We start from the raw sequence: 11,949 nt of genomic DNA, 5'->3' as shown, positions 1-11,949 counted from the left end.
CGATACGCAACCGTCACCAAGGAGAAGATATGAAATCCGTCAAATACGACTGGGGAACGCTGTATGAAGCCGATGTGCTCATTCTCGGCACCGGGGCTTCGGGCATAGGTGCCGCGCTCAAGGCTGCCGAAATGGGTGCTGATGTACTCATGGCAGGCAAGGGTACGCTGGAAAGCTCCGGCTCTCTGGGCGGGGGGAACGACCATTTCATGGCCGTTCTGGATACCGATGAGCCTTGCGACGACAAGGAGAGCTTTGTCAAGTTCTACATGAAGTCCGCCTTCGGATACCGGAGAAGCCAGATAGAGCAGTGGCACGCCTCATTGAAGCCCTGCGTCAGGATACTGGAAGAATGCGGCGTGGAGTTCCTGCGCCGTGATGACGGCTCCTATTTCCGTTCCATCGGCTTCGGGCAGCCCGGCGCCTGGTGGCTGCATATCCCCAATGGCAGAAGGATCAAGCGCAGTCTGGCAAAGCGCGTCCGTTCCATGGGAGTGCAGGTGCTGGACAATTTTCAGATCACCAGACTGTTCAAGAAGGACGGCAAGATCGCAGGCTGTGCGGGCTTCAACGTACTCACCGGAGAAGTGGCCGTCATACGCTGCCGCACGGCGGTGAACAGCCTGGGCTGGCACGCTCAGCGCTGCACCAACAATTCCTCGCACAACCCCTATAACTGCTGGTTTACGCCCTTCACCACCGGCAGCTATTTTACTCTTTCCTACGATATCGGCGTCCCGCTTATCAATGCCGACATTTCCTGCCGGGGAACCATTCTGCCCAAGGGCTGGGGCGCGCCGGGCATGAACGGCATCAACAACATGGGTGGCTATGAACTCAATGCCCTTGGTGAACGCTTCATGTTCAAATATGACCCCATGGGCGAAAACGGCGTGCGCCGCAATCAGATGATGGGCACGAACCAGCAGCAGGTAGAGGGCTACGGGCCTCCGTTCTATATGGATATGCGTCATCTTGACGCTCACGATGTTCATCACCTCCAGTATGTACTCATGCCTGCCGACAAGGCGACCTATCTGGACTACTGCGAAGCCCGCGGCATCGACTTCAGCAAGTATCCTCTGGAAGTGGAAGTCGGTGAACTCAGCCTTTCCGGCATGCTGCTTGCCGATGATGCCATGGAAACGCCTGTTCGCGGACTTTTCGCGGGCTGCAACTTCACGAGTTTTTCCGGTGCCATGTGCGGCGGTTATGTGGCCGGCGGTCATGCCGCAGAAAGCGCTGCGGATCTGGCTATGGCCGGGCCTTCGGAGGAAGAGATCCTGGCAGAAAGGGAACGCATCCTGGCCCCGCTGCACAACACGGCCCAGAATTCCATGAGCCATCGGGAATTTGAAGATCCCATCCGCCAGGTCATGGACTACTACGCAAAATTCCGCCGCAACATGCCTGGCATTTCAGTTGCCATCGATCGCCTGAATTTCATTGCGAGTTACAAGGATCGCGTCCGTGCGGACAACCTGCATGATCTCATGCGCATCCATGAGGCCTTCGAGATCCTCGATCTCTGCCGTATCCATCTTGACGCATGTCTTCAGCGCAAGGAAAGCGGGCGCGGTATGTATGTTCTTACCGACTACCCCGAGAAGGATCCGGCGCTGAACAAGGGACTGATCGTGACCAGAGGGACGGACGGTCCCGTCTATTCATGGCTGGAACCGGCTTCCTGCTGACCCTGGGTACAGGCGTGGGGTTCACTTCTCGCCATCCGGCAGATTCGCACTGCAAGAAGTCCCCCACCGCCAGGGTATGATTAACGTAAAAACATCAGGAGAAAAGAATGCCTCCCGTTTTTCATGAAGACAAATGCGTCCGCTGCGGTATGTGTGTAAGGGACTGCCCCGCCTACATCCTTGCCCTTGACAGGCAGAAGGACAAAACTCCCCACGTTATCGAAGCCTATAAGCACGAATGCTGGCACTGCGGTAATTGCCGCATCAGTTGCAGCAAGGATGCCATTTCCTTTGAATTCCCACTTTATACCCTTGTCTGAGAGGTTTTGCATGAACAAAATCTTCGCTTTCATGATGGGCCTGGCTCTGACGTTTTGCGCTTCGCTTCCCGCCCAGGCCGCAGACTATGTGCTTTCTCTCAATCTGGCCATTGCGCCGGTACACAACCGCTGGACCATGGCGCTCAAGCCCTGGGCCGATGAAATTACACGGCGCAGCGAAGGGCGCATCGTCATTGAACCGTACTTCGCACAGGCTCTCAGCAAGCAGGCTGAAGTGGTGGAATCGGTAGTTACCGGTGTGGCCGACATGGGAGAAGCCACCTTCACCGTGGGCGGTCTTGGCCGGTACCCCTTCCACGAGCAGATTCTCAATCTTGTCAAGCCCAGTCTGTGCACCGTGGATTCCGCCGATCTGGTCAAGTCCCTGCACGCCGCTTTTCCCACGGAAGCCATGAAGGACGTGGCTGGAACCAAATTGCTCTTTGTGGAAGGGCATACGATGGGTATGCTCATTGGTACGCGCGACAAGCCGATACGGAAACTTGAAGATCTCAAGGGGATGAAGATCGGCGTTTCCGGCGGCGGCATCCGCGTGGAACGAGTCAAGGCTCTTGGCGCTACCGTTGTGGGCATTTCCATCCCGGATATGTACATGTCTCTGGAAAAAGGCGTCATTGATGGAGCCGTGGTGGACTGTGAAGTCCTCGTTTCCCGTAAGCTGGGTGACATCATCAAGAACCTCACGCTCCTCAATATGGGTGGTTCGGTGTTCTACTGCGTGATGAACAAGGATGTCTACGACAGTATGCCCGCCGATCTCCAGAAGATCGTGGACGAGGTTTCCGGCGAGTACGCCAGCAAGCTCTTCAATGACTTCTGGAACAATATGCAGTACAACAGTCTGGAGAAATGGCAAAAGGAACAGGGGGGAAAGCTTTTTATGCTTTCGCAGGCCGATTATGCCGAAGCCGACAGACTGGTGGAACCGACCTATGCCCAGTGGATAGAGTTCACCCGTGGCAAGGGGCTTCCTGCAGAAGCCATGCTTGCCAAGTTCAGGGAACTTGAAAATCGCGATATGAAGCCGTGGGCTGAATCCCGCGCCGTATCCAGCGTCACCAGATAATGTTCACAGGCCAGGGCGGAGGACGAGAGTTCCCTGCCCTGGTTTTTTACCGTACAGGCGGCAGGAGCAGCTCCATGCCCGCCCACGGATGCCGCTCTTCTCGAAAACGCCCAGGAGCTTACACATGACGTTGAACCAGTCTGAGGTTGTCCCCCAGGGGCTGACGCTTGTCCGATCCTGTGTCGGACTTTTGAAACCTCTGGAAGGCGTCTGCCGTAAAGTCAGCGCCCTCGGCATGTTCTTCTTTCTGCTGATGGTGTTCATCACGGCGCTGGATGTTTTTCTGCGCTACTTCTTTTCCAGTCCGCTCAGCGGCACGGTGGAGATCACCGAATTCTTCATGGTCATCGTTTTCTTCACTTCGGTGGCCCACGCCCAATGGACGGGCGGACACATTGTCATGGATGTGGTCACAGCCAAGCTTTCTGCCCGGGCACAGGATCTGCTTGCCGTCAGTACGTCATGCTGGTCTGTGGTTACGGTGTCGGCCTGCCTTGCCGCCATGTGCCAGTACGCCTCGCAGTGCGAGCTGTTTTCTCCCACACTGAATATTCCGGTCGCACCGTTCGTCTGGCTTGCCTGCGCGGGCTGTCTCCTGCTTGTCCTCACACTCGTGCATGATTTTCTGGCCTCTCTCCTGAAAGTCCATGACCGTTACGGAACCGGACTCCTGCTGCTTTCGCTGCTTCTGGCCGCGGTCACTACCGCAGCCTTCCTCTGGTTCGCACTGCACAGGGCGCGCGGGATCCCCGCCGTCACGCTCGGCATCTGGGGCTGCGTGTTCATGTTCTTTCTCTTCTTTTCAGGTATGCCTGTGGCCTATGCGCTCATCGCTTCGGCCGGAGTTTTCATTTCCGCCATGCGTGGTACCACGGCTGCCTGGAATATGCTCGGTCAGTTCTGGTACAATACCGTGGCGAGCTACGACTGGTCTCCGCTGATGTTCTTTCTGCTCATGGGCTATGTCTGTTTTCAGGGGCGTTTCGGGCAGGATCTCTACCGTGCAGCTCGTTCCTGGATGGGACACTGGCGCGGAGGGCTTGCCACCGGCAGTGTCTGCGCATGTACCGCGTTCGGAGCTGTCGTGGGTGATTCTTTGGCAGGCAGCGTGGCCATGTCTGCCATAGCGCTTCCGGAGATGCGCAAGAGCGGTTATGACGATGCCCTTGCCATAGGCTGTCTGGCCTGTTCCGGTACCATCGGCAGCCTTATTCCGCCCAGTACCACCTTTATTCTTTACGGCGTGCTGGCCGAGCAGTCCATAGGCGAACTATTCATCGCCGGCATCATTCCCGGTCTCTTGTGCATGTTCTGCTTTATCGGGGTTATTGTGATCTGGTCGCGGCTCAATCCTGCGGCAGCGCCGGCCTCTCCCCGCGTCCCCAGATCGGAAGCGCTGGCTTCACTGCACTCCGCACTTCCCATCTTGGCCATCTTTACTCTGGTCATCGGCGGCATCTACGGCGGCGTGTTCACTGCCACGGAAGGCGGCGGCGTGGGGGTGTTCGGAATGCTGGCACTCGCCTTTTTCCTTAGGCGCATGACACGGGACAAACTTTCCAAGGCTCTGAACGATGCCGGAAAGTTCACGGCCATGTGCTTTGCCTTGCTGGCCGGCGCCAACCTCCTCGGCAACTTCATGACGCTCAGCCGTATTCCCATGGTGCTGGCCAACGCCATAGCAGCTCTGGATATTGCCCCCATGCTGGTCATGTTGGCCATCATCATCGTGCTCTGTTTTCTTGGCTGCTTCATCCCGGCCATTCCCCTGGTACTCATCTGCGTGCCCATCTTCGTGCCCATTGCCAAGGTCTTCGGCTGGAATCTGGTCTGGTTCGGCGTCATTTCCACACTGGTCAAGAACATGGCCTGCATCACGCCGCCTTTTGGCATCAACCTCTTTGTGATGAAGGGTATTGCTGATGTCCCCATCGGGCTTATGTACAAGGCGTCGCTGCCGTATGTCGTAGGCCTGTTCATCTGCGTCGGGCTTATTGTGGCCTTCCCCCAGATGAGCCTGTGGCTTCCGTCCATGATGCATTAAGGGTGCATTAATCAGGGCGCACTGCTTGTTTCCCTTCCGAAAGAAAACCCCTCTGCCAATAGCGGCAGAGGGGTTTTGTCTGCAGAACTCAGGGGCTCTGCTTGCAGGTAGGCTGCGTGGAAGCCGGAATGCCGTTTACGGGTGCGTGCCGGCGAGGGCCTTTTTCACTTCCTCAGCCACGGCTGCGGCCAAAGCCGCATGATTTTCCGGCGTGAGGTGGATTTCGTCCGCGCCTTCGGCAAAGGGAACCACCGCGGCGGCGTTGAAGAAGCGGGCGCCTGCCGCTTCCACCAGCGGCTGCGCCAGGCCGGGGAGCGCTTCGCTCTTGGCGAGGGAGCCTTCAAACATGGCGCTGTACCGGCTTTTCACAAGGTGCAGCTTCGGCGGGCAGACGATGAGTACCTGGGGCACGGCAAAGTGCGTCCGGCGCTGCCATTCGGCCTTGCGGACGATGGAAGCCAGTTCCGCCAGGCTCTCCGCGATATTCTGGGCGCTCTGCTGGTGATCCTTGCACAGGTCGTTGGTGCCCAGCATGATGACGACCAGGTCCAGCGGCATGTGCGAAGAGAGCGCCGCCGGAAGATACGCGGCCCCGTTCATGCCCACGCCGGGGATGAGCCCGGTGCCGGAACGCACGGGGCAGTCCAGCCGCGTGGTGCGCCCGCTCAGGCCTTCCACCACCACTTCATAATCCTCGCCGAGCAGTGCGGCCATTTTGCCGGGCCACACCGTGTCCAGCGGCAGGCGGCTGACAACGCCGCCTGCGTCCTCTATGTAGCCGAAGGTGTTGGAATCCCCGAAGACCAGGATGCGCTTCTTGCCTTCGGCGGCTCCGGCAAGGGCCGTCAGGCTCAGGATGAGCAGCCAGCACAGGAGGGTGACGACAGTCGTTCTTTTCATCGTTCTTCCTTTTTTTCAGAGTGAAATGCGCTTTTCCCGCCGCGGCGTCTATGCGGGGAGGAGTCCGATGCTGCGCAGCCAGGCGTCCACGTCCGCCTGTGCGCCGCCGGAGCGTGTTCCGCGGATTTCAAAGCCTTCCAGCAGCCGCGCCTCGGGGCAGAGCCGGCGCAGATCCTGTATACTGCGCCCGAAGCGGCTTCCCCCGTGGGTGCAGAAGGGGACAACGGTTTTCTGGCCCAGGGGATGCTCTTCCAGCAGGGTGAAGAAAAGCATGGGCATGGTTCCCCACCAGTTGGGGAAGCCGAGGAAAACGGTGTCGTAGCGGTCAAGATCCGGGATTTCCGTGCCGAGCTTCGGCCTGGCGTCCGCCTCCTGTTCCTTTTTGGCCATGTCCACAACGCTGTCGTAGTCAGCGGGGTAGGGCACGGCGGGCTTGAGTTCCACCATGTCGCCGCCGACGCGGCTGTGGATGTGTTCGGCGAGCGCGCGGGTGTTGCCGGAACGGGAGAAGTACAGGATGAGGACGCGGTTTTCGCCTGCTGCAGCAAGGGCGGAGGCGGGCGAAAGGGCGGAAGCCGCGCTCAGCGTGAGAGCGCAGGCGGCATACTGCAGGAAGCTGCGGCGGGAAAGCCGGAAGGGGTTGAAGGTCTGCATGTCAAGTTCCTCATGGAAAGATGAAGTGTTGGAGATGATGGGGCTTTCAAAGCGTTCACGCATTCCTTGTATCAGTCAGCAGTGGCATCCAACAGAGCATTTTTTGCCAAAAATTTGTCTTTTTTTACCGCTGTCCTTGCAAAACGTCAAAAAGGGGATAGGTTGAAGACGTGTTTCCAAAAATCATCGTTTCAGACGGGAGGCCGTATGGAAGAAGGAAAACGCCTTGCGGAAATCAACGCCAGACTGAAGGCGGCGGTGCTGCGGCATATGGACAGGCCGGGACTTCGCCCCTCCGCCGTCGAGGGGCTGACGCTGGTGCGCTACGATTCGCCAGACAGCCTGGAGCGCTGCTTTCAGAAGCCCGTGGCTTCCATTGTCGTTCAGGGAAGCAAGCGCCTTGTCGTCGGCACCCGGGAATACCATTTTTGCGAAGACCAGTGCCTTGTCTCCTGCGTGGAAATGCCAAGCATGGCCAGCACCCTCGAAGCCTCTCCGGAAAAGCCGTTTCTGTCCCTGTTCATCGAGCTGAACCGAAAGACACTGGCCGATCTCATGCTGGAAATGGAGCCGGAAGGGAGTCCTGCCGGCCTGCCCGCACAGGGCACAGCCATTGCCGATGCCGATCCGGAATTTCTGGAAGGGATGCTGCGGCTTGCCGAGCTTCTGGACAAACCGAAGCAGATCGCGGTACGCGCGCCGATCATCCTGCGGGAACTGCACTATCTTCTGCTCATCGGGCCGCAGGGAGGCCTGCTTCAGAATCTGTACATGCGGGGTTCGCAGCGCGGCCAGATCGTTCAGGCCATCGCGCTCATGAAGCAGAACCTCGCCTCTCCGCTGCAGATGGAGAGCCTTGCAAGGCAGGTCGGGATGTCCCTGTCGAGCCTGCACCGGCATTTCAAGAGCGTCACCGGTTTTAGTCCGCTGCAGTACCACAAGCAGCTTCGCCTGTACGAGGCCCGGAGGCTGATGCTGATGGAAGACGAACGCGCTTCCGGCGCAGCGCTGGCCGTGGGGTACGAGAGCATCGCTCAGTTCACCCGGGAGTACAAGCGCATGTTCGGCGAATCGCCGTGCCGTGATATTGCCCGCAGACGCACTCTGGCAGGCCAGGGGCTTCCCGCAGGCGAGGTTTTACACGGCGCGCCTTCACCTTCTGACGGGTAAGGAATGCCGGGGCGGACTGTCGCCGGTGTCCGCCCCGCCCAGGCGAAGCCTCTCCCAGAGCAAAGCCCGGGACAGGGCGGAGGCGTCACAGGGTGATGAGTTCGTACTGGTCGCTGCCCATGCCGAGTTCCTTCATGTAGGAGAGCTGACGCAGGCCGGAACGGGATTCGATGCGTTCCACCATGTGGGCGCGCAGGTCCTCGGGCAGCGCGTAGATCATGTCCACGGAAGCCTTGTCAATGGCGAGGATGTCCGTGGAAGCAAGGATGCCGAGGTCGGGCAGGCGCACCGGCTGGGCGTTCACGCCTTCGCAGTCACAGCTCACGGACATATTCCGCAGAACGTTGATATAGGTGATATGGCTGCCGAAGTGGTCGGTGACGGCCTTTCCGCCTTCCACCATGCGTTCCATGAAGAGCGGGCCTCCGGCCCAGGTCTGCCGGCCATCGCTGTGGATCTGCCGCTTGCCGTGCGCCCCGGAAGCGCAGCCAATGGCGATGTTCTTGAGCGAACCGCCGAAGCCGCCCATGACGTGCCCCTTGAAATGGGTGAGCACCACCAGGGAGTCGTAGTTCAGAAGGTGCTTGCCCACGGCCACTTCCTTGAGCCATTTGCCCCCGCGGACGGGCAGCGGCGTGTCGCCGTCCTCATCCATGATGTCCACGCTGGTGAACGCCGTCCAGCCGTTCTGCTCCAAGGTTCTGCGGTGGCCTTCCGTCGTCTGGCGCGGGCTGTCGTAGAGGACGTTGCACTCCACAACGCGGGCCTCGGGAACCTGGGCCAGAAACGCCCTGACCCATTCCCGAGGCAGGATGTTCGGGCCGTTCGGCTCGCCGGTGTGCAGCTTGACGGCGATGCGGCCGGAGATGTTCTCATTGACCAGAGCGTACAGCTTGAGCAGGCCTTCCGCACTGAGATCCCTGGTGAAATAGACCTTCGCGGGTTCGGAAGCGGCGCGGGCGAGGCTGGGAGCAAGCCCGGCGGCCACGGCCCCGGCGGTGAAAAGGCCCTGTTTGACGAAGTCGCGGCGGGAAAGGCTCATGGCGTTCCTCCAGAAGTTTCAGCCGGAATCCGGTTTTACCGATACGGCTGTTTTTCTTTTTTTAATCACAGGGAAAGCCTCCTGGCAATACGGGCGGTATTTCCATCGGGTTTCCCTGTTCCCCAGGAGGGGCAAGTTTTCTTAATGCCAGAATTAAAGCGTTTTCTGAAGGCGGACTAGGCACAATCCGGGCTATTTCTTGCCTGTTCCTTTCATTTCCGCGGCGGCAGGCTTTGGGGCGCTCAGCGGATTTCGCTGCGCAGGGAGGCCGCGATGACGCTCAGCAGGAAGCAGCCGCAGGCCACAAGGATGATGGTGGCCCCGGCGGCGGTGTGCATCCAGGGCTGTACGGAGAGCGCAAGTCCTGTCACCGCGGACAGGAGGCCGACGGCGATGGCCCACCAGAACATGCCCCCGGCGCTGCGGGCAAGGCTGCGGGCCGCCGCCCCAGGGACGATGAGCAGTGCCGTGACCAGAAGCACGCCCACGCTCCACACGGAGAACATGACCACCAGCGCGAGCAGGGCGGCGAAGAGATATTCGCAGAGGGCCGCGGGGACGCGGTGGGCCTTCGCGATGACGCGGCTTGTTCCGGCGTAGAGCAGGCGGTTGAAGGCCAGGGCCTGAAACAGGACAAAGGCCGCGAACAGCGCCAGCAGCCAGCAGATGTCCGTTTCGGTGAGAGTGAGGATGTCGCCGTAGAGGAATTGCTGAAGGTCGCGGGCCAGGGTGTTGTCCCGGCTGACCACGGCCAGACCGGAAGCGACCACGGCGGAAAAGACCACGCCGATGACCGTATCCGGGGGCAGGGCGCTGAAGCGCTGAAGGAACATGATGCAGAGGCCCACGGCCAGCCCGAAAACGGGCATGGAGATGTGGGGATGCACCCCCAGGACAAGGCCGATGGCAACGCCTGCAAAGGCGGAATGGCCGACGGCGTCGGAAAAGAAGGCCATGCGGTAGTGGATGACCTGCACGCCGAGGGCGGCGGTCATGGGCGCAAGCAGGCAGAGGGCGACAAGTGCCTGCTGCATGAAGCGCATGTCCATGCCTTCCAGCGGAAAGAGCGAGGCGAGGTGGAAGAGCCAGGAGAGATCAGGCATGGGGCGTTTCCTCGGTTTCGGCGGCGCAGGCCTGAACGCCGGCGTGGTGGACATGGTTTTCCGAACAGATAAGCCCCATGTGCATACCGAACAGCGTCTGAAGCACGGGCACGGTGAGCACCTCCTGCGGCGATCCCTGCGCAATGACGCGGCGCTTCAGGCAGATGACGTTGGTGGCGTGGTGTGCCGCCATGCCCAGGTCGTGACTGACCATGATCTGGGTAAAGCCCTGACTTTGGCGCAGGTCTTCCAGAAGTTCGCAGAACAGGCGGCCGCCTTCGAGGTCCACGCCCGCCGAAGGCTCGTCCAGAATGAGGAGTTCGGGCTTCTGCTGGAGCGCCAGCGCGAGCAGAACGCGCTGCATCTCACCGCCGGAAAGCGTCCCGACGCGGCGTTTCATGAGGTGCGGGGCGTGTACCATGTCCAGCAGCGCGGCGGCCTGATCCCTGGCGGCGCGGGAGACGCCGAGCCACAGAGGGCGCCGCTGCACGCCCATGGACAGAAATTCCGTCACGGTGAAGGGCATCCCCTTGTCCACGGCCAGCTTCTGGGGCACATAGCCGAGCCGCAGCCCCCGGCCTCCGCCCACAAGGATGCGGCCGCGGCAGGGCATTTCACCCAGCAGGGCGAGCAGAAGTGTGGTCTTGCCCGCTCCGTTGGGTCCGATGAGTACGGTCCAGCTCCCGCGGGGAACGACAGCGCAGACTTCGTCCAGAATGTTCAGCCCGCCGCAGGTGACGCTGACGTGGTCGAAGACTATGGCCGGGGCGTTATCGGCTTCCAAGGCAGTTCTCCAGGGTGTGCAGGTTTTTGCGCATGGTGCGTTCGTAGTAGTCCAGCGCGGTTCCCTGCGGCAGGTCCTGCGGGCCGTGATCCACGGGATCCAGCGAAAGGCAGGGAATGCCGGTCTCCGCAGCCAGAGTTTTTCCCGTGCGGGCGGGGTACTGCGGCTCCGTGATGACGGCGGCAGCGTGCCTTTCCCGGATGGTGCGCACAAGTCCGATCATTTCTGCGGCGGAAGGCTCCTGACCTTCATGGGGCTGGATGTGCGCCTCCATGGAAAGGCCGAGGTCGCGGGCCAGATAGTCGAAAATCGTGTGCTGGGCCACCACGCCGCGGGCCTTGAGGCGGCTGCCGAGCGCCCGGCATTCTTCGGCAAGAGCCTCCAGGCGCATGGCGGCGCGTTCGCCGTTTTTCAGGTAGAGCTGCGCGTATTCCGGGGCGAGTGCGGCGAACTGCCCGGCCAGGGAGCGCGCCATCTGTGCAGACATGGAAGGACTTGCAAAAAGATGGGGATTGGGGTGCGCGCCTTCGCGGAGCAGCCCCGTGACGCCAAGCGAAGCGTCGATGACGGCTGCGCCCGGCTTCATGAGGCTTTTCAGCCGTTCGCCTTCTCCCAGGAAACTTTCCAGCCCCAGTCCGTTGATGACGAGGATATCGGCGCGGGCCAGCGTGCGGCGTTCCGGCGGCGACATGGCGTAGTCGTGGGGGCAGCCCGTGCTGGCGGGCAGCAGCAGCTCCGTGCGCACCCCCGGAACGTCCCGCGTCACTTCCTCTACGAGAAGCCAGATGGGGAAGATGGACGCGGCGCAGAGCGTTTCCTGTCCGCGGGCGCGGACGGGCAGGAGAAGGAGCAGAAGACAGAGGAGAAGGGCGGTCGGCGTTTTCATGGCGGGAATCCAGGGCGCACAGCCTGCGTTCTGACGCGGCGGGCGCGCTTTCCTTTTTCTTTAAGATACCACGCCTGTCAAGGGGGGCTGTACGAACGGAAAGAGTTCGCTGCCCGCAGGGGAGGACCTGGAAGTTCCGCAAAACGTGGATGGTAAAAATAAAAATGCAATAATTTCAATGAAAAATAAATTAAAACCTCCAAGAACGCTCAAAGTTTTGCTTGACAAAAGGGGAACGCCCGGCAATCATAACGGCAAGTGAGGA

11 protein-coding genes are annotated in these 11,949 nt (G+C 60.3%); 5 read left to right on the top strand and 6 right to left on the bottom strand.

The window, feature by feature from the left end:
• Positions 1-29 precede the first annotated feature (29 nt).
• The 4 genes from Q0Z94_RS00700 (at position 30) to Q0Z94_RS00685 (ending at position 5,145) form a co-directional block, all read left to right on the top strand.
• Complete coding sequence (locus Q0Z94_RS00700; protein WP_298065938.1) at positions 30-1,694, top strand: FAD-binding protein; 1,665 nt, start codon at positions 30-32, stop codon at positions 1,692-1,694.
• Positions 1,695-1,801: 107 nt separating this feature from the next.
• On the top strand, positions 1,802-2,014 hold the full coding sequence (locus tag Q0Z94_RS00695) for a 4Fe-4S binding protein (protein ID WP_298065935.1): 213 nt from the start codon (positions 1,802-1,804) through the stop codon (positions 2,012-2,014).
• A 10-nt stretch (positions 2,015-2,024) separates the two neighbouring features.
• Positions 2,025-3,101 carry a TRAP transporter substrate-binding protein gene (locus Q0Z94_RS00690; protein WP_298065933.1) on the top strand — a complete coding sequence of 359 codons (1,077 nt, stop codon included), beginning with the start codon at positions 2,025-2,027 and terminating at the stop codon, positions 3,099-3,101.
• 124 nt (positions 3,102-3,225) lie between these two features.
• Positions 3,226-5,145, top strand: coding sequence for a TRAP transporter large permease subunit (locus Q0Z94_RS00685; RefSeq protein WP_298065932.1), 1,920 nt, complete (start codon positions 3,226-3,228; stop codon positions 5,143-5,145).
• 135 nt (positions 5,146-5,280) lie between these two features.
• On the opposite strand, the gene Q0Z94_RS00680 is transcribed toward Q0Z94_RS00685, so the two are convergent.
• Together Q0Z94_RS00680 and Q0Z94_RS00675 are read right to left on the bottom strand one after the other, a co-directional pair.
• Positions 5,281-6,045, bottom strand: a complete 765-nt coding sequence (locus tag Q0Z94_RS00680) for a GDSL-type esterase/lipase family protein (RefSeq protein ID WP_298065929.1) — start codon at positions 6,043-6,045, stop codon at positions 5,281-5,283.
• A 48-nt stretch (positions 6,046-6,093) separates the two neighbouring features.
• Positions 6,094-6,699, bottom strand: coding sequence for a flavodoxin (locus tag Q0Z94_RS00675; protein ID WP_298065927.1), 606 nt, complete (start codon positions 6,697-6,699; stop codon positions 6,094-6,096).
• Positions 6,700-6,906: 207 nt separating this feature from the next.
• Between Q0Z94_RS00675 and Q0Z94_RS00670 the strand changes: the two genes are divergently transcribed.
• A complete protein-coding gene (locus Q0Z94_RS00670; RefSeq protein WP_298065925.1) occupies positions 6,907-7,869 on the top strand; it encodes an AraC family transcriptional regulator in 963 nt (320 codons plus the stop codon).
• An 85-nt stretch (positions 7,870-7,954) separates the two neighbouring features.
• Here Q0Z94_RS00670 and Q0Z94_RS00665 read toward each other — a convergent pair whose 3' ends face one another.
• The 4 genes from Q0Z94_RS00665 to Q0Z94_RS00650 form a co-directional block, all read right to left on the bottom strand.
• Positions 7,955-8,911, bottom strand: a complete 957-nt coding sequence (locus Q0Z94_RS00665; protein ID WP_298065924.1) for a DUF362 domain-containing protein — start codon at positions 8,909-8,911, stop codon at positions 7,955-7,957.
• A gap of 242 nt (positions 8,912-9,153) precedes the next feature.
• Positions 9,154-10,014, bottom strand: a complete 861-nt coding sequence (locus Q0Z94_RS00660) for a metal ABC transporter permease (RefSeq protein ID WP_298065922.1) — start codon at positions 10,012-10,014, stop codon at positions 9,154-9,156.
• On the bottom strand, positions 10,007-10,798 hold the full coding sequence (locus Q0Z94_RS00655; protein ID WP_298065920.1) for a metal ABC transporter ATP-binding protein: 792 nt from the start codon (positions 10,796-10,798) through the stop codon (positions 10,007-10,009). Before Q0Z94_RS00655 ends, Q0Z94_RS00660 begins: the two co-directional genes overlap by 8 nt.
• Complete coding sequence (locus Q0Z94_RS00650) at positions 10,785-11,684, bottom strand: metal ABC transporter substrate-binding protein (protein WP_298065917.1); 900 nt, start codon at positions 11,682-11,684, stop codon at positions 10,785-10,787. The genes Q0Z94_RS00655 and Q0Z94_RS00650 overlap by 14 nt, the downstream gene beginning before the upstream one ends.
• Between the last annotated feature and the right edge of the window lie 265 nt (positions 11,685-11,949).

It is taken from the genome of uncultured Mailhella sp. (genome assembly GCF_947631555.1).
Taxonomy (GTDB): domain Bacteria; phylum Desulfobacterota; class Desulfovibrionia; order Desulfovibrionales; family Desulfovibrionaceae; genus Mailhella.
This window is presented reverse-complemented; position numbering and strand designations above follow the sequence as displayed.